The organism is Paenibacillus harenae DSM 16969 (assembly GCF_000422465.1).
In the GTDB taxonomy this organism is placed as follows: Bacteria; Bacillota; Bacilli; order Paenibacillales; family Paenibacillaceae; genus Pristimantibacillus; species Pristimantibacillus harenae.
The window spans coordinates 764,741-790,799 of sequence record NZ_KE383844.1; the positions used below are offsets into that span (position 1 = coordinate 764,741).

At 45.4% G+C, this 26,059-nt stretch carries 28 protein-coding genes and 1 pseudogene; 9 read left to right on the plus strand and 20 right to left on the minus strand.

Annotated elements, in window-relative coordinates; all coding sequences use genetic code 11:
- Positions 1 to 153: 153 nt before the first annotated feature.
- From H581_RS0127710 to H581_RS0127720, 4 genes and pseudogenes are all read right to left on the minus strand, one after another.
- Entirely contained in the window at positions 154 to 1,452 is a 1,299-nt protein-coding gene (locus H581_RS0127710) for a glycosyltransferase family 39 protein (protein WP_028612851.1), read from the minus strand.
- 260 nt (positions 1,453 to 1,712) lie between these two features.
- Positions 1,713 to 1,853, minus strand: a pseudogene (locus H581_RS39545) (nucleosidase); the annotation flags it as partial.
- Between the two features lie 14 nt (positions 1,854 to 1,867).
- Positions 1,868 to 2,437 (minus strand): GNAT family N-acetyltransferase, encoded by a 570-nt coding sequence (locus H581_RS0127715; protein WP_028612852.1) that lies wholly within the window; start codon positions 2,435 to 2,437, stop codon positions 1,868 to 1,870.
- A 100-nt stretch (positions 2,438 to 2,537) separates the two neighbouring features.
- The gene (locus H581_RS0127720; RefSeq protein ID WP_028612853.1) at positions 2,538 to 3,482 is read right to left on the minus strand and encodes a helix-turn-helix transcriptional regulator; all 945 of its coding nucleotides are present in this window, start codon (positions 3,480 to 3,482) and stop codon (positions 2,538 to 2,540) included.
- A 107-nt stretch (positions 3,483 to 3,589) separates the two neighbouring features.
- On the opposite strand from H581_RS0127720, the gene H581_RS0127725 reads away from it, so the two are divergent.
- Positions 3,590 to 4,774 (plus strand): MFS transporter, encoded by a 1,185-nt coding sequence (locus H581_RS0127725; RefSeq protein WP_028612854.1) that lies wholly within the window; start codon positions 3,590 to 3,592, stop codon positions 4,772 to 4,774.
- 60 nt (positions 4,775 to 4,834) lie between these two features.
- On the opposite strand, the gene H581_RS0127730 is transcribed toward H581_RS0127725, so the two are convergent.
- The 5 genes from H581_RS0127730 to yeiL all read right to left on the minus strand — a co-directional run bounded on the left by H581_RS0127730 (position 4,835) and on the right by yeiL (position 8,532).
- The gene (locus H581_RS0127730; protein ID WP_028612855.1) at positions 4,835 to 5,287 is read right to left on the minus strand and encodes a hypothetical protein; all 453 of its coding nucleotides are present in this window, start codon (positions 5,285 to 5,287) and stop codon (positions 4,835 to 4,837) included.
- A 194-nt stretch (positions 5,288 to 5,481) separates the two neighbouring features.
- Positions 5,482 to 6,093: a hypothetical protein gene (locus tag H581_RS0127735; RefSeq protein ID WP_028612856.1), complete on the minus strand. Its 612-nt coding sequence runs from the start codon at positions 6,091 to 6,093 to the stop codon at positions 5,482 to 5,484.
- 65 nt (positions 6,094 to 6,158) lie between these two features.
- Entirely contained in the window at positions 6,159 to 6,929 is a 771-nt protein-coding gene (locus tag H581_RS0127740; protein WP_028612857.1) for an SDR family oxidoreductase, read from the minus strand.
- An 84-nt stretch (positions 6,930 to 7,013) separates the two neighbouring features.
- Positions 7,014 to 7,838: a MerR family transcriptional regulator gene (locus H581_RS0127745; protein ID WP_036720145.1), complete on the minus strand. Its 825-nt coding sequence runs from the start codon at positions 7,836 to 7,838 to the stop codon at positions 7,014 to 7,016.
- A 22-nt stretch (positions 7,839 to 7,860) separates the two neighbouring features.
- On the minus strand, positions 7,861 to 8,532 hold the full coding sequence (gene yeiL / locus H581_RS0127750; protein WP_028612859.1) for a transcriptional regulator YeiL: 672 nt from the start codon (positions 8,530 to 8,532) through the stop codon (positions 7,861 to 7,863).
- A gap of 81 nt (positions 8,533 to 8,613) precedes the next feature.
- On the opposite strand from yeiL, the gene H581_RS0127755 reads away from it, so the two are divergent.
- The gene (locus H581_RS0127755) at positions 8,614 to 9,771 is read left to right on the plus strand and encodes an MFS transporter (protein ID WP_028612860.1); all 1,158 of its coding nucleotides are present in this window, start codon (positions 8,614 to 8,616) and stop codon (positions 9,769 to 9,771) included.
- Here H581_RS0127755 and H581_RS0127760 read toward each other — a convergent pair.
- The 7 genes from H581_RS0127760 to H581_RS0127795 all read right to left on the minus strand — a co-directional run bounded on the left by H581_RS0127760 (position 9,758) and on the right by H581_RS0127795 (position 15,514).
- Entirely contained in the window at positions 9,758 to 10,219 is a 462-nt protein-coding gene (locus H581_RS0127760; protein ID WP_036720147.1) for a DUF2269 family protein, read from the minus strand. The two genes, H581_RS0127755 and H581_RS0127760, sit on opposite strands and share 14 nt — an antisense overlap.
- 15 nt (positions 10,220 to 10,234) lie before the next feature.
- Positions 10,235 to 10,963: an NAD(P)-dependent oxidoreductase gene (locus tag H581_RS0127765; RefSeq protein WP_028612862.1), complete on the minus strand. Its 729-nt coding sequence runs from the start codon at positions 10,961 to 10,963 to the stop codon at positions 10,235 to 10,237.
- Positions 10,964 to 11,231: 268 nt separating this feature from the next.
- Entirely contained in the window at positions 11,232 to 11,564 is a 333-nt protein-coding gene (locus tag H581_RS0127770; protein WP_028612863.1) for a winged helix-turn-helix transcriptional regulator, read from the minus strand.
- A gap of 238 nt (positions 11,565 to 11,802) precedes the next feature.
- On the minus strand, positions 11,803 to 12,585 hold the full coding sequence (locus H581_RS0127780) for an SDR family NAD(P)-dependent oxidoreductase (protein WP_028612864.1): 783 nt from the start codon (positions 12,583 to 12,585) through the stop codon (positions 11,803 to 11,805).
- Positions 12,586 to 12,774: 189 nt separating this feature from the next.
- Complete coding sequence (locus H581_RS0127785) at positions 12,775 to 13,773, minus strand: NADP-dependent oxidoreductase (RefSeq protein WP_028612865.1); 999 nt, start codon at positions 13,771 to 13,773, stop codon at positions 12,775 to 12,777.
- Between the two features lie 159 nt (positions 13,774 to 13,932).
- A complete protein-coding gene (locus H581_RS0127790; protein WP_028612866.1) occupies positions 13,933 to 14,685 on the minus strand; it encodes an SDR family NAD(P)-dependent oxidoreductase in 753 nt (250 codons plus the stop codon).
- A gap of 256 nt (positions 14,686 to 14,941) precedes the next feature.
- The gene (locus H581_RS0127795; protein ID WP_028612867.1) at positions 14,942 to 15,514 is read right to left on the minus strand and encodes a TetR/AcrR family transcriptional regulator; all 573 of its coding nucleotides are present in this window, start codon (positions 15,512 to 15,514) and stop codon (positions 14,942 to 14,944) included.
- A 139-nt stretch (positions 15,515 to 15,653) separates the two neighbouring features.
- On the opposite strand from H581_RS0127795, the gene H581_RS0127800 reads away from it, so the two are divergent.
- Positions 15,654 to 16,940: a galactokinase gene (locus H581_RS0127800; protein WP_028612868.1), complete on the plus strand. Its 1,287-nt coding sequence runs from the start codon at positions 15,654 to 15,656 to the stop codon at positions 16,938 to 16,940.
- Between the two features lie 336 nt (positions 16,941 to 17,276).
- On the opposite strand, the gene H581_RS0127805 is transcribed toward H581_RS0127800, so the two are convergent.
- Together H581_RS0127805 and H581_RS0127810 are read right to left on the minus strand one after the other, a co-directional pair.
- On the minus strand, positions 17,277 to 17,798 hold the full coding sequence (locus H581_RS0127805; RefSeq protein WP_028612869.1) for a hypothetical protein: 522 nt from the start codon (positions 17,796 to 17,798) through the stop codon (positions 17,277 to 17,279).
- 64 nt (positions 17,799 to 17,862) lie between these two features.
- A complete protein-coding gene (locus H581_RS0127810) occupies positions 17,863 to 18,339 on the minus strand; it encodes a YdcF family protein (RefSeq protein ID WP_245600169.1) in 477 nt (158 codons plus the stop codon).
- 1,046 nt (positions 18,340 to 19,385) lie between these two features.
- Between H581_RS0127810 and H581_RS38120 the strand changes: the two genes are divergently transcribed.
- Entirely contained in the window at positions 19,386 to 19,553 is a 168-nt protein-coding gene (locus H581_RS38120; RefSeq protein ID WP_156889700.1) for a hypothetical protein, read from the plus strand.
- Positions 19,554 to 19,870: 317 nt separating this feature from the next.
- Here H581_RS38120 and H581_RS0127830 read toward each other — a convergent pair whose 3' ends face one another.
- Entirely contained in the window at positions 19,871 to 20,731 is an 861-nt protein-coding gene (locus H581_RS0127830; protein ID WP_028612871.1) for an RNA polymerase sigma-70 factor, read from the minus strand.
- A gap of 319 nt (positions 20,732 to 21,050) precedes the next feature.
- Here H581_RS0127830 and H581_RS0127835 point away from each other — a divergent pair, with 319 nt between their 5' ends.
- Both H581_RS0127835 and H581_RS0127840 read left to right on the plus strand, forming a co-directional pair.
- Positions 21,051 to 21,530, plus strand: a complete 480-nt coding sequence (locus H581_RS0127835; RefSeq protein ID WP_028612872.1) for a carboxymuconolactone decarboxylase family protein — start codon at positions 21,051 to 21,053, stop codon at positions 21,528 to 21,530.
- A gap of 75 nt (positions 21,531 to 21,605) precedes the next feature.
- Positions 21,606 to 22,361 (plus strand): SDR family oxidoreductase, encoded by a 756-nt coding sequence (locus tag H581_RS0127840; RefSeq protein WP_028612873.1) that lies wholly within the window; start codon positions 21,606 to 21,608, stop codon positions 22,359 to 22,361.
- A gap of 250 nt (positions 22,362 to 22,611) precedes the next feature.
- On the opposite strand, the gene H581_RS0127845 is transcribed toward H581_RS0127840, so the two are convergent.
- The gene (locus H581_RS0127845) at positions 22,612 to 23,562 is read right to left on the minus strand and encodes an aminoglycoside phosphotransferase family protein (protein ID WP_245600170.1); all 951 of its coding nucleotides are present in this window, start codon (positions 23,560 to 23,562) and stop codon (positions 22,612 to 22,614) included.
- 436 nt (positions 23,563 to 23,998) lie between these two features.
- Here H581_RS0127845 and H581_RS35615 point away from each other — a divergent pair, with 436 nt between their 5' ends.
- The 3 genes from H581_RS35615 to H581_RS38655 all read left to right on the plus strand — a co-directional run.
- A complete protein-coding gene (locus tag H581_RS35615; protein ID WP_036720153.1) occupies positions 23,999 to 24,460 on the plus strand; it encodes a helix-turn-helix domain-containing protein in 462 nt (153 codons plus the stop codon).
- Positions 24,461 to 25,183: 723 nt separating this feature from the next.
- Complete coding sequence (locus H581_RS0127855) at positions 25,184 to 25,483, plus strand: hypothetical protein (protein ID WP_028612875.1); 300 nt, start codon at positions 25,184 to 25,186, stop codon at positions 25,481 to 25,483.
- 332 nt (positions 25,484 to 25,815) lie between these two features.
- On the plus strand, positions 25,816 to 26,059 hold a 244-nt coding region (locus tag H581_RS38655), incomplete at its 3' end, for an HTH domain-containing protein (RefSeq protein ID WP_342663458.1).

Here is a 26,059-nt window from a genome sequence, read left to right on the forward strand (position 1 = left end):
ATTCGTGTTCTGCCAGTTAGTAAGCGTCAAACAGCCCCCACCATGTTTTCATGATGAGGGCTGTTGTTTACGACAGCTATTATTGTTGTTTAAATACACGGCAAACTAGAGGCAGCGCCTGTGACCATTGAATGCGCGATTGAGTTGAAGCCTTTAAAGGTTGACAGTGGCAGAAGCCTTTACTCTCCTACTCTGATACCTTGCAACAGCCCAGTCAATAAAGAAGCCCGCAGCCATAAAGATAAGAAACACATTCGGGTAACCATACCTGTTGAAGGCGACGAATGGAACATAGATTACTGTAAAATAGGCCAATGCAAGCAGTAAAAATAAATACGGAATCTTCTTTTGCCGGAGGGCTCGCATAAGCATAATCAGCAAACCTGCTGCTCCAATCAGCATAAATACGATATGATAAATGCCCGCGATCCATATATTTACGCCAAATACCGTTTTCCAATAGTAAGGAACCGCGTATAATCCAATTACTTTATCGACCGTATACCATTTCAAATATTTCAATGGCTGATGCTGGAAGCCGAAGATTACAATTTTTTGGGCCGTTTCCGCCAGAGCGGCATCGGAGCCTACAAATAAATTATCACTGCTGCCCTCGTATTCCGGATGGGCGTCGAAGAAGGCCTTTGAAGGCGCCCCGTAGTGGATAAGCGCACCCAATAGCATCGGATTGCCTGCTGATTGCGTGAATGGAATGAATTTATCAAACGTGATGTAATTCCGAACCCACCATGGAGATAGAAGAAGGATCATCGTTAGCGAAATAACCGCCGTATGCTTCACTATCGTTTTCCAGGATACCCTCTGCACAAGCCATAAAAAGAACCAGACAGCGGGAAAAAGCACCGTATGCGGCTTGAAATAACAAGCTAGTCCAACCATAACGGCCCCAATAACGTAATACTTCGTTTGCTGGCTCTTTAAGGCGAGAAGGCTAAAGCAAATGAGCAATATGAAAAGGGTGCGGAACATCGTTTCCGATAAAATGGCGCCGGAAGCAAAATAATCGGGCAAATAAAGCGCGGTTGCGATACTGGCAATAATAGCCGCTCTACTATTAAAAAGCTGATTTGCCGCTACAAAAATCAAATAGATCGAAAAGGCCTGAAGGGCTGCCTGAAGGACTCGGAATGCTATAACCGCTCCATCTCCTTGTCCGAAGATGAGCATGAGACCAGCCAGCACAACCGGCATTCCCGGCATGATGAAAGTTGACGGCTCCTCGCCGCTGTTATAAGCAATCGTGTGCTTATTCAACAAAATCTTAGCGCTATTTACATACTTGACGTCGTCATTATTCAATTTTTCATAAGACCCCAGCAGAAAGTGATCGCCATACAACAGAACGGATGCGGTGCTAATTGAGAAAACGAGAATGATGATTACGAGTAAAGTGCTGCGAATAGGACGGGATACGTGGTTAAGCTTAAACAAAATTTACACACCTTTCTATCTATATATACGAAGGATATAGAATTGCCTTCATAACTATAATTGAAACGAACGTGGCTTGTACAGCCCAATCTATAAATTGGAATTCGTTTGCATATTTTTACTCTTCATTAAGAACGAATAATAAAGCTTTTTTGTTGCGTTAACCTGGGTGCGAAGGAAACATAATGAGGAATGGGCGTTGATATTTACAAAAAAACTGACCTGCCGGTACTTTCATACCGCAGGCCGTTTCTCATTTGCTACACTTTTAATATCGTTCTCAATTCAAGTAAATCGTCAATGGTGGCATCTGCTTGCGCAAGTTCGTCCTCTTGGGCAAAATCAAACCGACAGCCAATCGCCATCAAACCATTGTTTTTTGCGGCATTGATATCAGACAGTTAAACCTGATACGTTAGTTCTTGTGAATACGCTCAACATATTCTTCCTTGGTTAGCCCGAACAAAATGGAATCAAAATATCTTCCATCCGTGAAGTACACTTGGCGACGGATACCTTCTTGAACACATCCTACTTTTCTGAGCATTGCAGCCGAGGCCTCGTTCCCTTCTAGAACGGAATCATTAAACTTATTAAGCCGACGCTCGAAGAAAGCATATTTTAAGAGGATATGTACGGCCCTGGTGCCGTAACCCTTTCCTCGATGATCTCTGTCGATTTGAATTCCGATGCTAAACGTACCGTTTCTTTCGTCGATGCTGTTAAGGTTAATTCCGCCGACATTTTCACCATCTAAATCTTCGATCGTAAACATAAGGCGATTCGATGAGAAGTCTGAGTACCTATCCGCAAAAGATTTTGCTTCTGTAACCGTTGGCGGCAATTCAACGGCACATTCTAAAAGGCGTCGTGCAGGGGAATCAAAACGGTTGATATAGTGGCTTTCCCAATCCTCCGGTTGGATCGCACGCAATCTTATAGCTTCATCTTGCCAAAAGTATTTGCTGAAATCTATATTTCGCACAGGCGTACCTCCAACATTATTTACTTAATAACAATTTAAACCATGGATATCGAAGGTTGGTAGTCATTTTTAGTTATAAGTAAACTATCCGTTGGCGAGATCATTGGTATCGGGCCAGCAAGTCGGAGAGCCTTCTTCGGATTGCTTCTTTCAATTCCATCGGTCCCTCCAGAATCGTCTCATTCCCAAGTCCAATGAAGAATTCCGCGAAAAAAGGAATGTCGCTGCGGGACACGTCCTTGTCGATCGCCCCGCTTCCGTCTTCGCGCACATGCAGCATGGGGACAAGCCAAAGCTCGGCTTCGCAACGCTGGACGCCGGATCGGCTCAGCTCCGCGCGAAGGCGAACGGGATCCCTCGGTTCTGCGGCATGCTGCCGGCTAAGGCGAATGTCGCCCAGGTCAATCGGATCAGTACCGGATGTGTCATACACCGCCTCACGAATCCGGTCGCACCGGAACACTCGAAAGCCCTTGCGCAGGAAGCAGTAGGCCGTACAATACCAGAATCCATTATTCGCATAAATGCAGACCGGCTGAATCTCTCGGCATCTCGCCGCTTCTTCCTTCGACTCGTATTCGACAGTCAGCACCTTTTGGTGTACGGCAGCTTCAAGAAGAATGCCCAAGCAAGGGGCATCGCCCCTTCTAGTCGGCGTAACAAAGTCGACCCGGTTTTTCATGCTGTCGATTCGGTCCCTAACGTCCCCGGGCATATGGAGGTAGAATTTGTTTAACGCCGAGACGGATTCCGCTTCGAACGGCAGCGAGGAGTAATGGCGCAAGGCGTGCACCGCAAAGAACATCGCTACGGCCTCTTCCTCCGTGAATGCGATGGGAGGCAGAACTCTTTCCCTTAAGACCTGATACCCCCCATGCGGACCTACTTCCGAATAAAGGGGTACACCCAGTTCGCTGAGCTCCTGCAGATCCCTCAGAATCGTGCGTTTTGAGACCTTGAATTCGTCGGCAAGCTCCTGAACCTTAAAGCGCTTCTTCCGATTTACGGTCATCATCAATTCCATCAGCCTCTTGGACTTGAGCATCCTGAATATCTCCTCTTTTATAAATAGATGAGTTAATGACATGTTCTGTCACTATTATGCCTTACCATTGAAACTGTTAGCAACATCTATCAATAGGAGTGTTGACCATGCGTAAATATACCGTACTATTTTTCCTTATTATGTTCATGATTGGAACCGATACTTTCCTTATTTCGCCTTTGCTCCCGACGCTGCAGACGCAATTTGGCGTCTCGACGGGGATTGCCGGATGGATGCTCGGCTCTTATACGCTAGGATCGGCCGTCTTCGCCCTGATCGCCGGTCCTCTGTCCGATGGCTGGAACCGAAGAACCGTTCTGCTTTGCGGACTGCTCGGATTCTCTGTCTCGACGATTCTGTGCGGCTTCGCGGACAGCTTCTGGACGATGTGCCTTTTCCGCTTTCTTGCCGGTGTCAGCGCGGCCTTCACGGCACCTCAGGTATGGGCATCCATTCCTGCCGTTATGCCGGCTTCCAAAATATCGAAGACAATAGGTGTCGCCTTCGCCGGACTTGCTGCTTCCCAGGCGCTTGGCGTGCCGATCGGAAGCTGGCTCGCAGTCGCCCACTGGTCCGTTCCGTTCTGGACGATTGGAATCGCTTCGTTGGTGCTGATCGCCGTCGCTTTCTACTTGCTGCCCGACATAAAACCCGGCACCCGCGAGCGGGCATCGATCCTTCGCCGGTATGTCCCGCTGATCACAAGCGGCAAGGCAAGGAGCGGCTTCCTTGCCTATCTGCTCCTTCACTTAGGCAGCGGTACCGCATTCGCCTTCGTCGGCAAATGGTTGGCCGATCGCTTCGAGCTTCCAATCGGTCAGATTGGTACCGTAATGATGTTTCTCGGGTTCGGCACTTTGCTGGGAAGCATGATTAGCTCCTTTGCGACCCGCAAGCTGGGTAATGCGAACGCAATCGTAACAGGAATGTCTTTGCTCGTGGTACTATACGCGGTTATGCCCCATCTATCCATTCTCCCTATTGTGACGATCGTCTATCTGATCATTTTCGCGACGCTCGGTATTGTCTTCCCGATTGTTATGGAGGCGCTCACTTCGCTGAACGCCTCTATCCGGGGAACCATTTCCAGCTTGGCCAACTCGACGATGAACGGCGCGAACACGCTCGGTGCATGGATAGCCGGCATACTCTATGTTCAGCTCGGCGGATATTCATCGATCGGCATCTTCTCGGCGGTCTGCCTTGCTCTCTCGCTCGGAACGTTCCTGTTCGGCGGCGTTATGGGGAGAAAATCAGCGCGTACAAGCCCGAAATCGACAACCGCTTCCTAAAAAAGCAAAGAGCAGTCCCCCCGCGACCATTTGCCGCGGAAGGGCTGCTCTTTCGACCCTTTAAGCCGTCATTGCTCGAAAATACTTATTAGCAGCCGGCCGAAACATTAAAATGAATGCAGTGACTACTGCGGCCAAATGAACAATTCGGCTTAACCCGAACAGACTAGAGTATAATGTCAAACCAGTAAAAGCTTTGTCAAGCGAGTTCCCTTCCAAAATCCACTGGATTGGATCAATTATCAAGGAAAGAGTTCCAACCCCGCCCAGAAGAATCGATAGAGCTATACGAGCCCAGTTATTCCCGCGATACATTTTAACAATGATGTAAACGAGTACAGTAAAGATTATCGTTCTGACACCAACTGCCATAAGAATACTACTTCCTGACCCTGAGTCTTCAGATAGGATTTGAGTAACAGCGATGATCATTTCAAATACTCCGGCTGCAACTGCAACGAGCCAAAAGAGAAATGACTTTTTTACCTCCTGTGGAACCCTCTTATTGTTCATCGTAACATCCCCTTTCAGATGATTATTTTATCTCCATCTTACTTTGGTGGGGATATATTCCATAACCAGCCTGAGACTGATTTGTACTCGATCTTGAGATCCAGGACACAAAACCAGCTTCCCCGCCCGTACGCCAGCTCTCATCTGACGTCTGTTCGAGTTTTTTGAGCACTCATACTCTGTTTCCATTTCGATTATTCGTTAATGGATATAGGTATCCTGATAGAATCAGTACCCATAATTTTTTTGCCGCCTTTTATATTGGAGCCGACTTCGACACCAAATTCAAATGTCTCTGGTTGATATTTGGCATTTTTATCAGGAACCAAATCAATTACGACCGTTCCTGTGCCGCCTCCCGTTGGTCTATAACTGCGGTCTCTTCCGACTTCAATCCACGCTTTCCAATCGGCTCCCGTGTCCGGAGTAGTCCACGTCGCTACATAGTCCGCAGGTTTGGATTGAATTTTGTTTTCGGGATAGCTGCTTACGATGTTGGAAATATACCATTTGTCAGGGATATAAAAAGCGACACCCCCCCAATCATTAGGATCGATCTCAATCATAGCAACAATCTGTATATGTTCGGCTCTTCCTTCGTTTCCCTTGACAAATACTGTTCCTTTTGCGGATGTCTTCCAAGCAGTAGAAACGGAATTTATGCTAAAACTTTTGGTCTGAACGATTTTTTCGTTTGCTGCTGTTTCATGAAAAGATTTAACTTGCTTTGATGCTAGCTGAAAAATAATAATTGTCGCAATTGCAACCAATATGGCAAGTAAAATATATCTTGCTTTTATATTCATGCTTGCCCTCCTATTCGTTAGTCAGCCGCACGCTGATTAGCTAATCGTTCGTTTACAATTGCATCTTACAAATGCGATCCACCGGTCGCATCGATCATCTGTCCCGTTATCCATCTGCCGTCAGGCGATGCCGTGAAGGCGACGATGTCCGCGATGTCCGACGGTTCTCCGACACGTCCAAGCGCGGACATCTCTACTGCAAACTTATGGCCATCGGGCGTGTGCAGCCACGCCGCGTTGACGTCCGTATCGGTGATGCCGGGCATGACTGCGTTCACAGTGATACCCCTCGGACCCAGAAGCTGAGCCAGATGTAAGGTGAATGTATTGAGAGCGCCTTTGGTTAGGTTATAGGCCATGATGTGCGGATAGGCAATGCGCGTCACTCCGGATGAGATATTGATAATGCGGCCGCCGTCCCGCAGACGTCCGAGCGATTGCTGGACGAGGAAGAACGGCGCCTTAACGTTGACCGCGAACAACTGATCGAAGTCCTCTTCGCTTGTCTGTTCAAACGAAGAGGATGTGCCGATACCGGCATTGTTGACCAAGATATCGAATTGGTTGATGCCTGTCCAGCGGATGAGTTCCTCATCCAAGATCCGAAGAAGCCGATTGACTCCGTCAAGGGAATCCAACTCTGCGCCGACGGCGAATGCCGTGCCCCCCGCTTCTTCAATCATGGCAACTGTTTCCTCGGCCGCATCCTGTCGTGTGCCGTAATGTACAACGACAAGCGCTCCTTCAGCAGCGAGACGCATCGCAATCCCTCTTCCGATGCCTCGGCTAGCACCTGTGACGACTGCAATTCGACCTTCCGATCGCTTCCTATTCATGTAGATCCACTCCTTATCAATTGGTGATGCTATGATAAACCCTCCCCACAGGGGGAGAGTCAAGAGTGGTATCCGCATTTTTTTTCAGACCTGCTCAAGCGGTACGATCGCCTCCGCCATTCGATGCCGGCCATAGATATCTTTGTCCGAAGTCAGATAAATTTCACGGAACGGGCTCGACTTAAGCGGCCGACCGCCCACGTCTGCGATCCATGCCAGAAGCGCCTCACTTGCCTTGCAATTGTCTTTATACGGATCGCACCGATGGGTATAAGAAGCGGCTGCCTTCATGCCCGGCAATTGATAATTCCTCACTCTAGGGCTATCGGGAATCGGTTTCGAGACGGGAATAGCGACCTCAATGTCCGATAACAATTCCTCGTTATCGGCCCTTCGGTGCCAGATGACTGTCGTTTCGCGTTCCGTCTCTTCTCCATGTGAGCGGACATACTTCTTCAATTCGTCAAGCAGCAGACACAGTTCGCCTTTCGGCAATTCTTCTCGAATTGAGGCGACAAGGACCGGCTCCACGCTTCGCAATAAGAACTTCCCTTCTTCTTCAGCCAACGCATGACTATCGATCCGCGCGAGCCGCTCATCGACATCCGCCAGATGCCGCTGAGCTTCTTGTATCTGACGCTCCAGATCCTTGCGCTTCTCAAGCAATGTACTCTCCGCTTGCGTCAGATTAACCGGTCCGGTCAGCAGCGACCGCATCGTCTCAAGCGTCAAGCCCTGTTCTTTAAAGCCCGCGATGCGGCGAATGGTCAGCAGCTGCTCTGCTGTATAATACCGATATCCCGATTCTTCGTCCACTCGAGCCGGCTTCAGCAAGCCGAGTTCATCATAGTGGCGCAGCGCCTTCACCGTTACGCCGCTCAGTTTGGCGAACGCCCCGATCTTAAACATCCAGATCCCCCACTCTAAACGGTTACTTATTCTTCAACGCCTCGGCAAATGCATACAAGGCTTGATACTGTTTAATATGATAGTTCCGTCCATCCTTTTGCAAGTACGCTTTATCGCAAAATTGGGTAAGCACATGCAACAAGTGCCGATAGGATACGCCTAAATAATCACATACCGTGACGTGTTTCTCCTTATAAACCCCTTCATCCGCCGTTTGCAAAATAAAATCCGCAAGCCGGTTTTCAAGCGGGAACGCTAGGCTTTGTGAATACTTTGCAGCCATAATTGTTGCCTTTACACTCAAAAACTTGGATAATTCACGTAGAAATTTCGCGTCCGCCAGCAATGGTTTGCGATAGTAATGGATAGGAAGAGCGAAACAAACCGTCTTCGTCGAGGCTTGAATCCCTTTTGTATAATACACATCATGCAATAATTCCATTTCGCCAATGTAGTCATTTGCATGGATAAAATTAATTAAGGATACTTTCCCGTTTTGATGGGTTATATAGATTTTGGCTCTTCCTTCCATAACATAAAATAGAAAATCCGGTCTCATACCTTCTTGAATAATCCAGTCATCACGCTGATATTCATGTACTTCCATATGCTGATCGGCCGGAAATGAAAGTAAATGGGCAATCGAATTTTTTTCCGAATACATCTTCTTTTTCTCGCCTGTATAGATCTCCATCACTCACCTCAAAATATGAGATATCACATATTATTCGTATCTATTTTCATGATATCATGCAATCATTGAGGGGGATACGGAATGAACGCACAACGCTGGATGAGTATACGGTTTTTCAGTTTTTTTATGACATGGGGCATTTTTCTGCCTTATTGGTCAGGGTGGATGATTTATACAAAAGGAATCTCCGTCTCGCAAGCCAGCTTGATCATGAGCTTAGGATTGATTGCAAGGGGCCTTTCTACATTATTTGCATTTCCTTATTTATCAGGGAGATTTAGCAGTAAAATGTTATTAAAGGTGGCAGGAATCGGCACGCTGGTTGCTTTAGTCTGTTATATTCCGGCAAGTTCCTTTGGCAGTTTACTAACCGCAACCATTGTTTTACATCTGTTTTACCCAACGCTAATGCCTGCTTTAGATAGCGCTGCCGGTGTCCTGGTGCAAAGTAAACAATTAAGGCATTATGGGAGAAGCCGCCAGTGGGGATCCATCGGGTTTGTCTTCGTCGGCATGATTTTAACTGTTTTTACGGGAATGCTCGGAGATGAAGTGATTTTTTGGGCGCTGTTGTTAGGAATTGTGGGATTTGTGGGTCTTGGGTTTATGCGTGCACCTGTTATTTTATCTGAAAAGCCGCAAGTCGACCAAACAAAAAAAGCTGGCCTGAACCATTTATTCCGTATCAAACACTTTAGTTTGGTACTCATTATCGTCATTTTACTGCAAGCGGCACATGCGGCTTATTACAATTACGGTTATATTTTTCTACAAGAAATCCATGCGCCAATATACATGATTGGTCTCATTATTAACATTGCCGTGATTGCAGAAATCGTCTTCTTCTCCCTTGCAGATAAAATCTTAAGTAAATTTTCAGCGGGATCGTTACTGACACTAGCGGCAATTGGTTCATCTGTTCGTTGGATATTAGTATTTGCCTTCCCAAATGTGATTATTTTCTGTATAGCGCAAACTTTGCATGCGTTCTCGTTTGCTATGGCGCATTATGCCTTTATGAAATACTTAATCAAAAACATTCCGCATATACAGATCCCCAAAGCACAAGGGATGTATTCTGCGTTGGCGCTTAGCTGGAGTACGGCAGTGTTCACCCTTTTCGGCGGCTATTTATACGAAATCGAACCAAGATATGCTTTTATCGGGATGATTGTTTGTACGATTCCTTCCGTGCTGCTCGCACTGATTTATCGAAAAATGGAGCTTAGAATGGTTTAAGGACCATAAGTACGGTTATGGCAATCATAAGCAGCTGTGATGCCGTCTCGATTGGTACGATCCTTTTCATCGATCGACCGAGCTCGGCGGGTACTTCATCCCCTTTGCTTTGACTTAGAGATACAATCTCCATGATCTTTTTCATGCGCGGCCCGATCAATCCTTCGATCGTGGCGACCAAGAGCAGCGATAAAAGGATCGATATATTTAGCCACATTTGGGACAACCCCATCTTGGTTATGACCATAAGCCAAACCCCGGTAATAATAAGTGCGGCTCCGCCAATTTTAGGCAGGATGGCAAGCTTGTTCGTTACATCAAAAGCAAAGCGCAACTGGCCAACGGTTCTAGCAGACCTTCGAATGAAGGGTACCACGAAAGCGGGACCGATTACCGCGATAGAAGCCAATATGTGCAAAACGAGGATCCATCCAAACAAATTCACCATCTCCCTTTTTGCTCCTTAGCTCACCGGAATATCGCTTTGATAGGCGAGTCCGACCCTTTTCCTCTTAAAAGGCCCTCCGAGCTCTGTATGGTCCAGCATGCATTTCACGACATCATCATAAGCAACTTCCAGCTCTTGAAGGCGGCTGAACAAGTAACCGGCTATATCGGCCTCGGAAAATTCCTTGATCGTCTTCGGAATTGATAGGGGCAAGGTTTCCGTTGTTACATGCAGATGAACCGACGCCGGAGACTCTATCGAATCAACCATAGTTCCCGGACACATAATGGACCAATCGAGCTCAGACTGCAGCAGTCGTTCAAAATTCCGGCTGTGGTTTTTATACGCTGGCGGGAATCCGGGCAGATTGTTGCCAATGAGATCAGTATATGGAATATCCAGCAGGCCGGCGCCTCCCATTACCCATACCCTCCCGGTAAAACTAGGGTGGATTTCACATTGGCTTATAATGTTATCAACGAGACGAACGAACTCATCTCCTTGACCTGCATGGCCGGCAGCAATAATAGCGGCGTCTTGATGCGAGAGCGCTTCGCCGACGCTTACTGGGTTTATGATATCGTCCACGATCACCTTCACATGTTTGGCGGAACGCTCTCCTTGCTGTTCATAAAATTTTCCGGAGTTTCGCACGAATGCGGTCATTTCATGTCCCATTTTATACCCTTGCTCCAGCGCTCTTCTCCCCGTATTTCCCGTTGCTCCGAAAACAATAATTTTCATCGTCTTTTCCTCCTTTTATAATGACTCCCGATCGTTCATCTCAGGATTGACTCAAGCTTAGCACCGTTTAAAGATCTTGATAAGAACCCACTTTATTGTAGGGTCCTTACTTAAAAGTAAGCTTTAAGCAGAAAGGATTATCCTTGTTGGTCCACGGTGAAGATCGTAAAGGAAGATTGACCGTAAATAGCAAAAGCTGCCTGGGAAAATCCCGCGGCAGCTTTTGCTATTCGTCCTTGAATTAGTGTGAAAATGAATGGAACCAGCTTTAAGAAGCAGATTCTTCATATTTCCGCTTATTATGGTTTTCTCCCCAAGCACACATGACTTCTGCTACAGGAATTAATGTTTTGCCATATTCACTAAGGGAATATTCTACTTTTGGAGGGACGGTGGGGTAGACCGTTCTATCGATTATTCCCTCTCGTTCCAAGTCCCGTAGATGTTGTGAAAGCATTTTTTGAGAAACATCAGGTATAAGTTTTTCCAGATCGTTGAATCGCTTATTGGACTGTATCAAATGCCATAAAATCATTGGTTTCCATTTGCCGCCTAGAACATGAATGATTGTCTCCATTGGACATTCAAGCTGATGAATCATTGATAAATCATCCCCTTACCTTTAAGTAAGCTCATTACCCTAAAGTATTGACTTAACAAAATTTTACAGGATGTTTGCCATCCGGTCAACTAACCAAAATGAAGTCCCAGCCATTTTTCTTCATCTTATCCTTGACTACATCATACCTAGATTCACCTGTATTGCTAATTGTACCTTTGATGATCTTTATTCGCAGTACGACTAGTTTCTCGTTCATGTTTAACGTTCCCCGTTCGAATCAATGCTCCGTCCTGTCCTGTAAGCTTCTAATTAAACGTGTCACCATCTTACGAGGCAGCAGTCTCGGCATAAACGCAATAAAACGGTTGCGGGCACCGGGTATAATTAATGTCTTGCCACGCAAGAAGCCTCGATACCCTTCTTCAGCCACCTGTCCAGCTTCCATGATCGCGCCCTTCGACATTTTCGAGGCGCCCATACCCGAACGATCAACAAAGCCGGTTGACGTCAGCCCCGGGCATAATGCGGTTAAAGTCACGCCCGTTCCTCTCACTTCGTTCGCCAAAGCTTCGGTGAACGACAACACGTACGCCTTCGTCGCATAGTAAACAGACATCATCGGTCCCGGGAAGAAACCCACCAAGGAAGCTACATTCATCACTCCACCTTGTCCGCGTTTGATCATATCCGGCAAGAATAGCTTCGTCATAACCGTCAGAGCCTTGATATTAACGTCAATCATATTCACTTCTAGCTCCATATCCGTTTCCATAAATGTCCCAAACAAACCAAAGCCGGCATTGTTGACCAAATAGTCAACGGTAATCCCCTTCTCCTTGAGCTCCGTGAAGATTTCCTCGGGTACCCCCGGTGCCGCCACATCCTTGGCGATGACCGTTGCCTGAATGCCGTATTTTTTTCGATATTCCTGCGCGAGTTCCACTATTTTACTCTCGCTGCGAGCCACCAGCACTATATTGTGTCCGCCCTTGACAAACCGATCAGCTAATTCTTTACCAATCCCACCGGAAACCCCTGTGATAAGAACCGTCTTTCTCATTCTGGTATCCCACCTCATATTTAAATGTTATGTTTAAACTATATCTATATTGTAACGTTTCCAGCTACCTGGACCAGGGCACGGAGAAACTGAAAATTAGGGAATGATCATTCTAATAGAACGAAAAAAATATGTCGCTTTAAACGGTATACGTCTCTGTCATCGGAAATCCAGCTACGAAAGCCCGGCTTAGAACGTTACAATTACTTTGCCTTGCGAATGGCCAGTAGAGACTTTAACCAATGCCTTGTTAATGTCATTAAAATGATAAACGGAGTCTATTGAGGGCTTGATGTTTTCTTGTTCAATAAAATTAGTGACCTCTTGTAACTGACTGCCATTGGCCTGCACGAATATAAAACGATATTCAATTTGATGCTTGCGCGCCAAAGAATCGATGCGGGACCCAACTAAGCCAAACAATAGTCTTTTCCAAAATGGAAATTTCCGATCAGCCGCAAATTGATAATTTGGCGCAGCTTTCAAGGATACCAATTTCCCTTGGGGTTTTAGAATACCCATTTCGGCCTTGATCTCTTTGGTTCCCAAGGTGTCGATCACGTAATCAATGTCGGATAGAACGTCAGCATAGTTCTCTTCTTTATAATTGATGAATTGGTCTGCGCCAATGGACAGGGTACGTGATCTGCCTCTTTCGCTGCCGCTTGTAATGACGTACAAACCCATGGATTTGGCGATAGGAATTGCCATTGCACCAAAGCCTCCGGTTCCTCCAGGAATAAACAGCTTTTTATTGGGCTGAGCATGAAGCATATCATGTAATGCTTGATATGCCGTCAAAGCAGTGAGAGGTACAGCCGCTGCTTCAGTAAACGTAAGATTTTCAGGCATGACGGCTATAGCCTCTTCCTTCACCGCTGCGTATTCCGCAAAAGCTCCAATATGGTTCATCGGCAATCGCGTATAAACGCGATCACCCACACGGAAATTCACAACCTCTTTTCCTACGGCTTCAATAACGCCGGATAGTTCATTTCCTAAAGTTAATGGGAACTCATAATCAGAAATCATCCGAACACTGCCATTTATAATTAGAATATCTAATGGATTTACACCCGCAGCTTTTACGTTAATGAGAACCTCATCGCTATTGATTTCCGGTATTTCCGCCTCATTCAGTTCCAGTTGAATTTTTTTTGAATACTTGTGCATTTGCGCTGCTCTCATGTTTTATCCTCTTTCTATGCATATTCAGTATTCGCGGAAGATGTATGGCGTACAATTTTCAGTTGTACGCCATTTTCACTCATACCTATTGTTACCTTTCTTGAGAAGCTAATTCATTCATGATAGGGTAATCCGCATATCCCATCAATCGAATAAAGATTACAGCTCTTCAAGGATCGGATAGATTTGCCCTCTCAAATTGAAATCATAGTTCTGGTCTACGATCCCTACCACTTCGTTGCTGTCAAAAAGATCCAGCATGAAGCTCGCCATTTGCTTGGCAGTATGGTACTTAGGCAAGTTGGCTTTGTAATCAAAATCTTCGACATCGATTGATTTTTTCACGAATTCCGTTTCCGTTATGGCTGGCGCAAGAATTTTAGCCTTTGTTTTCGCGCCTTTCAGTTCGAGTTCTTTTGCAAGCCCTTCTGTGAAGGCACTCACATAATATTTAGATGCTGAGTATGCAACACTACCGACAGCAATGACATATCCGAGTGCTGATGATACGTTAATTAACTGAGTACCTTCTACGTCTGCATAATCTCGCACATATAGTGTTGAAAGGATGGTCAAGGATTCGATGTTAACGCGTAACATGGTTTCGACTTTTTCCAGTTTCTGCTCGGCTACGAAGGAGCCTTCGCCAAGCCCTGCATTATTAATCCATGTCTCGATTTGATATTCCTTTAAATCGTTATACAGTGTATAGGCTTGATCCGTAACCGACAGATCGCTTGTACGAATCACAGCATCTACTTCAGGATGGTTATTTTGGATCGTCGATTTAAGCTCTTCTAATTTGTCCAATCTTCTGGCTACCAAAATCAAGTTTTTGCCGCGTGCAGCAAACGCCAATGCTGTCTCATATCCAATGCCGGAGCTTGCTCCTGTGATCACGGTGTACTTCATATTAATCTCTCCTCCAAAAGTTCAGATTCATGTGTGTAATATAATTAAAGAATGATCATTCTAATTAGAATAAAAAAAGTTAGCTCTAACTTGCTTTTACCATACCATTTCTAGAACGAACAGTAAAGAATTTTTTTGAAAGGATTAAATCCTATCTATGCCTAGAAAGTGACCTCGTTGGTCATCATACCCAAAGTTATCTGCCATTCGCCCGCATTGTTATGGTATTCAAAAATAACACTGGTTGTAATCTCGCTCAATCTAATACAGCCAGTGTCGTATCAACAATATCCTTTAGCTTTTGTTGATCCGTCGTGGTCTTAACCAATGTGCGTAGTCCCAACCAGGCATTCATTAAAAAGCGGGACATAACTTTAGCTTCAAGGTTAGCCCTGATTTCACCGGATTGCTGCCCTTCCTGAAGAAGTTGAGTCAAAAACGCTTCAGTCTTGGAATAACTTTCCTCAACCAAGGATGCAACTTCCGGATCCAATACGCCCAATTCCACACCCGAATTCACAAGTAAACATCCCAGAGGCTTTCCTTCATTTCTCGATGTCGATTCGAAGATCTCCCGGATTAATTCCTTGACCGGCTTTTGCTTTTCAACGAGGAATTTCATTTTTTGGGTTTGCTTAGCTTCATACCGTTCGAGAGCTTTCATAAACAAGGCATGCTTATCCCCGAACGTATCATAGATACTTCTCCGATGAATGCCCATAAAATCAACTAATTCCTGCATTGAAGTTTTCTCGTATCCTTGTGTCCAAAACAGTTGTATTGCTTTATCCAATACTTCATTAACTTCAAATTCTTTGGATCTTGCCATTGTTATCACCTCAGACAATTATTATACAATTAAGTGAACGATCAGCAAACATAAATACCCTACCCGTAGACGCTGCCTTTCGGTACAATGGACATGATAACTACTACTTAAACAGTTAGAACTTGGAGGGATATTCAAGATGAACGATCAATTCGAGCAGCTTTTTGATTCGGCTCAGGCACAACAGCTGCTGGAGCAGATGTACGGCAGCGAAGAACGAGAGCGACAGATCGACAGGTACCGGAGGTGTATGGAAGGATACAGTGCGCAATACGGAAAGACAGAATCGTTGAAATACTTCAGTGCGCCGGGTCGCACAGAGATAGGCGGCAATCATACGGACCATAACAATGGAAAGGTGCTGGCTGCTAGTATTCAGTTGGATACGATTGCTGCTGCGGCAGCCGTGGACAGCGGAGTCATTTCCGTAATTTCCGAAGGGTATCCAGGCATGTCAGTCATCAATCTGGGTGATCTGGAACCGCAGGCAGGCGAGGGCGGGACGGCTGCGTTGATCCGCGGTATTGCACACGGTTTCCAGCAGCACGGGTACCGAATCGGCGGATTCAATGCTTACATCAGCAGTAGCGTGCTTCCGGCGTCAGGACTCAGCTCCTCTGCATCTTTCGAAGTTCTGATCTGCCAGATTCTAAGTACTGTTTATAACAACGGAGAGATGGATGCGGTCATGATGTCGCGCATCGGCAAGTATGCCGAAAATCTTTATTGGAACAAGCCATCAGGGATGCTTGACCAGATGGCCTGCTCGCACGGCGGTATGATTACAATCGACTTTAAGGAGCCGGCAGAGCCGCAGATCGAGCGTATTCCAGGTACATTTGAAGCAGCGGGTTACAGCCTTGTCATCGTCAGCACCGGCGGTAACCATGCTGACCTGACGGAGGATTATGCTTCGATCCCGAACGAGATGCGGGCGGTGGCTCAAGCCTTCGGTGTGGAGGTATGTCGCGATTTGACGGCAGAGATGATCTACGGCCGACTCGCGGAACTCCGCGAAACTGCCGGAGATCGAGCGGTGCTGCGGGCGCTGCATTATCTGGATGAAAATGACCGCGTCGGGCGGCAGGTAGAGGCAATGAAGGCGGGCGAGTGGCAGAACGTGCTGAAGTATATTACCGCTTCAGGTAATTCCTCGTGGAAATGGCTGCAGAACATCTACCAAGAATCGGTGTCCCGTGAACAGGGGATTGCGCTTACACTCGCCATTACCGAACGTTTCATCGACCGGTTGGGCGACGGTGCCTGCAGAGTACACGGCGGCGGCTTCGCCGGCGTCATTCTCGCCGTTCTGCCGCATGCGGCGGTAGCGGAATACCGGGAACTAATCGAGCGTACGACCGGCACGGAACTGTTCACGATCCGCGTACGCGAAATCGGAGCGGTCTGCTTGAATACGCTCTTGTAAGTTCGGATGGCTTAATCTTCAATTGTAGGCTCCCCTTATACTAACAGGTTATTAATAATTCACCTGTCTATCGTAAGGGGGGCATGCAATGACCGGATGTTGTTGTGAGTTTATTGGACTATGGTATCCGTTTAGCGTAACGAGGCAGCCGATCATTGTGGTCGGCTGCCTCGTTGTTTTTATTTGAACTATCATGTCCGTTATCTTAATGAATATAGGAGCAGCTGCAACAGTAACCTGCTCCTTTAACTTATGTATCCCGTTATCGAGTCAGCTTAACTTTATTCAGCTATCGTACGTTAGCACTTTACATCATCTTACAACTACATACAGCCATTAAAAGATATGTACTATTCCACCTCGCTCCGGATACACCGAAATGTAGTCATCACCGTTTGCGTACGCAATAACCGAATCGGCAAGCAGTTTATTCTGTTCCAATTCGCTTATAATGGTCTTGACCGCTATGTCTACATCAACGACAAGGCAAAAAACATTCATCGTTCCGCTACCGTAATCCCCTCCGTCACAGTGTCCGTTTCCCGTCCAACCAAGGCACTCGTCCATTAATGATTCGACATGGTATCTTATCTCTAGATCGTCGCCGGAATCCTCTCCAGTCTTATATTGAATCATGATCTCGTGAAGTTCGTCTTCGTCGAGATATTCATAACCTTCAAGCATTTTCTCCTCGGCCCGTTTCTCCATTAACTTCTTGATTCCGATTCGTTTGGCTTCGGTAATGTGCTCACCGATTGCGCCGAGTTGGCCGAAGTGGATGTTGATTTCTTTGTCGTCTTCGTTGTACCAAATCTCCCAATATTGCACGGGATCCGTCTTATTCAGCATTTTAATCATGATCTTTCACCTCGTAAACGACATCCTCATCGCTGTTTTTGTTATATATTCTGCAACTTGAGCGCTAACCAGATAATTTATAGAGATATTTATAATATGCCGGGAATTCTCGTAATATTGAGTAAATATCTCTAAACTCAAAGATTTTGGCATGAGCTGCATACACTTCTTTAATATCCATTTTTCTAAGCGCTAATTTTGTCCTAGCTACATGAAAATATTGAGTAATAACCATAACGGAGTCTAATTCTAATTCCTCCATAATCTTGCTGGTATTTTGAGCAGTCATATATGAGTTGTACCCATTATTATCCACTTTAATTTTTTCTGCCGGTATCCCTTTATCTATTAAGTAAGATTTCATAACCTTTGCCTCATCGAAACCTTCCTTGCCAATACCACCGCTTACAATGATATAAGAAAAATAGCCCCCCTCATAAAGTTCTACGGACTTATCTAATCTTGCTTTTAACCGCTCAGAAGGCTGTCCATTAACTTCAACTTTATTTCCTAATACAACAGCTGCGTCAACAGGTTTCAATTCATCATTCAACCCATCTATTATCACGAAAGTAGTGTGAATGATAAACCAGATGAAAAGACTTGCTACTAATATTAAACATCGTTTAATGAAAACAAAGTTCAATCTCTCACCTGCATTCTCTCATTTTTTATCCATATTCCTTCCTAAATATTATCACACTTGGGAACCGATTACTGACTGAAACGACTGCGCTAGCGCAGCGAACAACTTTGCCGCTGCAAGTCCGATGCCTGCGCCCCCGCCGGTGATAATCGCAACCTTGTCTGTAAACATATTCATGTCTCCTTATCATCTAAAAATATGGTCCTTTCGTAGCGCCCTACCTTCCAGAGCTATTCCGAAAATTTAAGTTAAATAACTAATAATTAATTAATTAACTATTAATCAGACCTGTCCTTTCGATTGGACAGGCAAGCCAGAAGCCTAAAACAACTTATTCAACAGGCCTTTTAATTGTAACTGCTCTTCCTCAGTAAGCTTATGACCTACATGCTCAGCGATCGTCTGTTCATAGACAGGCCATACCTTCAAAATGACCTCATGACCCTCCGGTGTTAAGCTGACTAAAATTCTTCTCCTGTTGGTTGGATCGAAATTCCTTCGTATGCGGCCCGCTTGCTTATATTCGCCCTCGTAACAGCAAGTTCGTCGCTTAACTCGGACGGCACCATCGCTCTTCCGCTGGACCTCAGAGCAACGAGCAAACACCAACGCCCGAGCGTCAGTTCGAACTTCCCTAGCTGCTCCTCCAATTGCTGCACCAAATGATGATTCGTTTTATAGAGTGTGAGAAAAACATCGACCGATAAGACAGGTTTTTCAAATGGACTCCACTTCTCTATATGATACGGCCTCCTCTCGAATAGTTGATCATTTAACTATTTATTTTTTAACTATACGTTTTAACCGTTCGTATTATCAAGTTCACAGCAGCACGAAAGACATCTCAGCATCATTCTCATGCATCTGTATGCATAGGTGTGATCCGCATTGCTCATAATAGTGCTCGAGGAATATTTATCCACTGGGGAAGGGGAGCATCCATGCGTACGATCAGCAGCAGTATCGGAGAGAATGAAGCCTATCTCAGAGAACAATTCAATCATTGCTCGGACATTGTATTGCGCACTTTTACGTTAAGGGATGAAACCGTGCTTTTACTCATTTATTTGGATGGAATGACTCGGCTGCAAAGCGTAGCTACGGGTTAGCCGAATGGACCGGCTTCAAAAATTGGAAGCTTATTGCTTGCGTTACAACTTTCATCTGGCTGGCGTTCGTGATCTATAGCACGCATAATATTCGGATTTCGAATACGTTAAAAAACATGTTTCTTATCAGCGTCTTCTACCCCTTCGTCTATATTGCCATTCCCTTGATTCTATGGATGATTGGCAGTATACGGAACCGTCATAAAGCATTAAGTGCCGATTAACATGCAATAAGTGAACAGATCCAGGAGGACAGATGAAATGCCCAATCGTCTCGCCTCCAAGTCTGCCGCATCTTCTTTTTTCGAAATAGCTGCTTAGCCTACATGCTTCAACTTATCGGGATTCCGGACGAAATATAAGTTTTGAATTTTATTTTCCTTGATATGAAGCATCGCTACCGTATGAATGCCCTCGTTAGAACGAAGAATAAGTGAGGGTTGTCCATTCATTTGGCCGATTTCAATAACCGCGGCTCCCTCAACCATAGAAGCTTGGCGTACCGGACCAAGAAGAAACCGTGCAACTAGCTCTTGCGTTACGATCGGCTCGACGGCGGCAGTCACTTTGCCTCCTCCATCGGAGACAAGGACAACATCCTGATCAAGCATCGATAAAATTTGATTCATGTTTCCTTGCTTGAGCGCAGCCATGAAACCATGAACCCACTCTTGATTGGCTTCCTCCGGATGAACAAGCTCTCCGGCGGAAATCCCCATCTTTGTTCTTGCGCGGCTGAGCAGCTTGCGGCAGTTCACCTCGCTTTTATCAACGAGCTCCGCTATCTCAAGGAAATCAAAGCCAAATGCTTCGCGAAGGACAAAAACAGTCCGTTCCGTAGGAGACAGCCTTTCAAGCAGTACAAGCATCGCATATGACAAGAGATCGTCCCGCACGACCGATTCCATTACATCCTCTTCCGAGCTAAGAAAGGGTTCCGGCAGCCATTCCCCATAATATTGCTCCCGCTTCCGGCGGGCCGACTTTTGCAGATCCCGGCATCGGTTCGTCACCATTTTGCAGAGATATGCTTTTGGCTCAGCCAGCTTCTCAGGGGGTACGTCATGTATTTTCAGAAAAACGTCCTGTACGACATCCTCCGCATCGGATACCGATCCGGTCAGTTGGTAGGCGAGCTTAAACAACAGCCCTTTATATTGATTGTACAATGCTTGCATCATTCCACGTCCATTCCTGCTCATAAAATAAGTTCTTCCAATAATAAAACAAGCTAAAGCCCCTATTTGTGACAAAATGCCCGGATTCTCGTGGTGTCTTTCTACACATTTCTAAATTCGTTTTTAATATGTACAGCATGGCTGATGTCACAGATGAAATCGTATCGTCGTTATATGGTGGAATGGCAAGCGATCGAATGAAAGAGAAAGGAGATGCCGGGTTATCAGATGGAAAGATCGCTCCATGTCACAAGATCAATCGGAGCCTCGTTATATGTTCGAAGGCGCGATTCACAAATACGAAAGAAGAGGTGCAGTTATGACACAACGTATAAACTTTATGAAGGAATCACCGGAGCTTTTCAAAAAATTAATGGAGTTCAGCAACGCCGAGAAAGACAGCGCAATAGAAGAAAAGATCCTCGATCTTGTTCACATCAGAGCTTCGCAAATGAATGGATGCGGATTCTGTCTGGACATGCATGTCAAACAAGCCAAGATCCACGGCGAGAGCGAGCTTCGCCTCTACCATCTTTCGGTATGGAGAGAATCTACTCTATTCGCTCCGCGTGAACGGGCTGCGCTGGCATGGACTGAAGTTCTAACGAAACTGCCTGAGCATGGCGTGTCTGACGAAGTCTATGACCGTGTACGCGGACAATTGTCTGAGAAAGAAATCTCGGACCTGACCTTCTCGGTTATGGCGATCAATGCTTGGAACCGGTTGAACGTCGCCTTTAAGACCGTTCCGGGTTCGGCTGACGCAGCGTTTGGTTTGACGAAAGCAGGTTTAAGCTAATCCGCTGCTGATACTAAGTACGTAACAGGGATAATCGTTAGAGGCCTTGAAATACAATACCTTAGGAGGATCAACATGAAAATCGTAGTTATTGGCGGTACCGGACTTATTGGAACCAAACTTGTGAGCAACCTTCGTCAGCTTGGCCATGAGGCAGTCGCGGCATCTCCTTCCAAGGGCATAAACGCCGTTACCGGCGAGGGGCTGGCCGAGGCGCTTAGCGGCGCTCAGGTTGTCGTAGACGTGGCCAACTCTCCTTCGTTCGAGGACAAGGCTGTATTGGAGTTCTTCGAATCGTCGACGCAAAATCTCCTTGCCGCCGAAGCGGCTGCTGGAGTAAAGCATCACGTAGCGCTATCGGTCGTGGGTACGGACCGCCTTCTCCAAAGCGGATATTTCCGCGCGAAAATGGCTCAAGAAGAACTGATCAAAGCTTCAAAGATCCCTTATACAATCGTTCGCGCAACGCAATTCTTAGAGTTCATTAATAGTATTGCTTATGTAGCAACTGAAGGGGAAACCGTACGTTTACCTGCTGCCCATATTCAACCCATCTTTTCGGGAGACGTTGCTGCCGCGCTGGCCGACTTCACGCTTGAAGCGCCTGTAAACGGTACTCTCGAGCTGGCCGGCCCGGATCGTCTGCCTCTTGACGAACTCGTCCGTCAATTCTTTCGCGTGCAACAAGACCCAAGATTGGTCGTCACCGACGACAACGCCCGCTACTTCGGCGCAGAGTTGAACGATCAATCACTCGTTCCGGGCGATAACCCGCGCATCACTTCGACCCGTTTCGAGGATTGGCTCAACCTCTCCGCGTCCCAAGCGTAATTCGGCACGGCAGCGTCGTTGAGGCGAAAAATTAGCAGTAACCCAATATTCATTACGCGTCAATACAAAGAACCCTGCAAAGGGTTCTTTGTATTTAGCAAGAGGCTGCTAAGAAATATCCGCCACGAGATAAGAATAGTAAAATCGCGCATCTACTATCGTGTCCGTTAGTATTTGCATCGTAGCCGTTAGTTCATTCATTTTTTACACCTTGGTTAGATTGAGATACAAAAACATCGATCAATATCCGCTAATCCATAATCATGTCAATGACTTGTTTCGCAAACGCAGCATAGGGTTCGATCAGATCAGGACTCCGATCAATAGCCCACCTGAGGCTATCGAAAGCCCTTAATAGCAGCAGATGCCTCGTTTCAGATAGGTCTTTTTCACTTATTCCGTACCCGTCCATAAACGCTTTGAATTCCTCGACACTTGCGCTTTCTTCTAGTCCTAGGATTTGGTAATGCATCAATTGGGCAACAGTTGCATGCGGCACCACGCTTACTTCTGCATTCCAATCCAGCAATACAACTTGGTTTGCCTGATTGACAATCGTATTCTTTAAAGAGAGATCTCCATGGTTTAAACCGAAGCGGAACGGTTCATTCTTCAAATTTTCAAACAGTTTTCTTACTCTCTGCGATTCCATCTGAGTGATTACTCCAAGCTCAATCAACCGATCAGACTCCGTCAAACTATTGATATTATACTGCACATACCCTTGCCAACTGCCGTCCGATCCTGCATGAGAAGGTGACTGAAACTCACCGTGGACTGGATCAATCAGATTCCCTCCATATCCCTTCACTTGAATCGAATGAATAAGCTTGGCATATTCGCCCAGTTTCCTCCACACATCGGACTTGGGAACCGTACTGTCCGACCCGTTATTGCCATCTATAAAAGTTTGAATCATATAGGCGGTTTCATCAACGATGCCAATGGACAACACCTCAGGTCCAGGAACGCCAACTGCGGCTGCTTGCTCGATACACCATTTTTCTTTGATAAAGCTTGGAAATGTATCTTTATCATTCATGCGAACAACGACTTTATGGCTCTTAGTTTCGACTACGCAAACCTGATTTGTGATACCTTTACCTATGATTTGGTAAGATGTTTTTGTTTGTTCCTGCAGAAAATCGCCTGCAATTCGTTCGGCTTGTGTTACTACGGAGTCTTCCATAATTTCTTTCATCCTCCTCAAGTGTCGTGCTTCAACGAGCTCTATGCTTTAATATAACTCTGACCGTTCGCTTAATGGCGGATCGCGCTTTTGATCCTAACAACCTTTTCATACTAATAGGGGTCCGCCCATGAAGAGAGTGAAGAATGAACACAAACTGGTTTTTTATTTATGCCTAAGTCTACTAGGACTTTTCCAATATCACTTTTTGAAACTGACAACATCCATCACCTCAATTAACGATCGTTCTAAAGAATAGTCTACCACACACTTTTTTGGTAAGTACGTTTATAACTAAACAATACTGCCTTTCCTGAATCACCTCCATCGTACATCCATGTGATTCTGTGGGCTGTCTTTTAAAATGAAAATTTTTATTGGAAAATGGTTCACAAAAGGAACAAAAGGTAATAATATGTAATTATACGGACATAGGAGGTGTTGAGGGTTGGCTGATTTACTAACGGTTGACCAATTGGCTCAAATGCTTGAATTGCACCCCAGAACGATCAGACGCTATATACGTGATAAACAACTTAAAGCATCAAAAGTTGGTGGAGAATGGAGAATACGAAAGGAGGATGCGGAAGTGTTTATTGGCGGAAGACTCGCTGAGTTAAAGGCGGAAGCAACGGAGGATATTCAGGCTTTTATTCAAGGAAAGGACAGTGAAATCGGAGGTAAACTTCAAGTTTGTACTGTTCTTGATTGTTATGTTGGTACACCAGAAGCTATGAAGATCTCTGAAATCATCATGTGGCACATGAATGAATCAAACCCCAAACGCGGTAAAGCCAAATTTCAATACTTTTACGATGATACCGATAAAAAAGGACGTTATATCATTTGGGGAAACCCGATATTTGTAGGCACTGTACTATCGGCAGTAGGTGAAAGCATTAATAATTAAACTAATAGTACAATCCCCCTGTTTCAAAACGGGGGGATTGTTGCACTCTACTGCCAGTTAGCCCTTCGGATATTGATTCCAAAAATTCCCTGAGTATGTGCCTGCCTGGTCTGAATAGGATGTGACTTTGCCGATTATTGAACCGATTTGTTCCGCTTCCACTCGATTGTCCGTGATGATATAGGATTTACCGTCGTTCACAACAAAGTTGTATGCCAAATCCGCATGAATTGACCCTATTGCAAAAAAAAGTGCTTGCCAGCCAGAGCGGAATTAGCAAAAATAGAGTTTTTCTCAAATACCCCCCCATTGTCTCTTCTCTTAATCAGACGAAATAAAGATGTATACCGCAAATACGGCAAAGAGAGCGGAAGAATCGCTATCGAGCTGCCGACCCTCGCGCTCCGAGACTGACCATAAGCACTACAGCCCCCCGACGACGCCGTACAGGAGCCCTTACCGGATCAGCAGCTCGCACAGCCGTAGGCGATCGCCGGACCTAATGGCTCGTTCTATGGGTGCTGATGGAACTAATGTATGATTATACTGATTGAGGATCGTACAAATCTAACAAAATCATCTCTTCTATTTTGATGTTATTGGACTGAAAAGAAGCATGACCGACGAATATATTTCAGTGAGGCTTAAGTAGCAAACCAGTCATTCCTTCTTACCAACATGAAGGAAAGTCATTATATTTTATCACGGATGGAGGACAAGATTTTGATTAGTCAAATCAAGGACTTATATCAAGAAGAGATCCGTTATCTTGATTTATACTATTCCTCAGACAGAGTAACGAATTACCTTGAAGATTTAGATTGGATCGAGAAAGAGATCGAAAAACTGTCTCGTTCGCAATGCTTGAAGGATAAACAAGTCATGGCTACCTTTGAAAAATTAAAAGAGAGTACGGTAAAAAGAATCCATAAATGTAGGTTTAAAGATGTTTCAAGTGAAAAAGAGTTTCTTGAATACTGTATAAATGAACTACATCCGCTTCAGTTCGATGCAGTAGTCTAAAAAAATGGTTAGGGCATTCCAATAACCATCCACTTCATGTATCAGAGCATGTCCCGAGTTGGGCGGTGCATCGATAACGGTCCAATGGAATCTTTCTGGGGGGAACCTGGCGGTACCCCTCTAACTCTTGAGCCAAAATTGCACTTCATGATTATTTATGGGTTCATTCTTTATCAAAGTTGAAAATATCTGCTCATTTTTAACCTCTAAAATATACTCCTTATACACATTGAACTGTGACCCGTGAAATAGACACTTTGAAAAAAGTGTCTATTTCACGGGTTTTTGTGTTTTAATTAACATACTAAATAGAACGGGGTATAACTTTCATCATGTCTAAACGCAAATGTTTTACACCAATGCAGATTAAAATACTTGAATCAAATCCTAATGTCGTGCACGTTTCAGAGAAAGCAATTACATATAGCCCTGAGTTTAAACGGTACGCAGTAAAGGCATACATGAGCGGCATCACACCTATGCAGATCTTCACTGATGGTGGATTCGAAACCACAATAGTTGGGACAAGAAATCCTAGAGCCTCTCTAGAACGTTGGTGGAGATCGTACAGAGCTT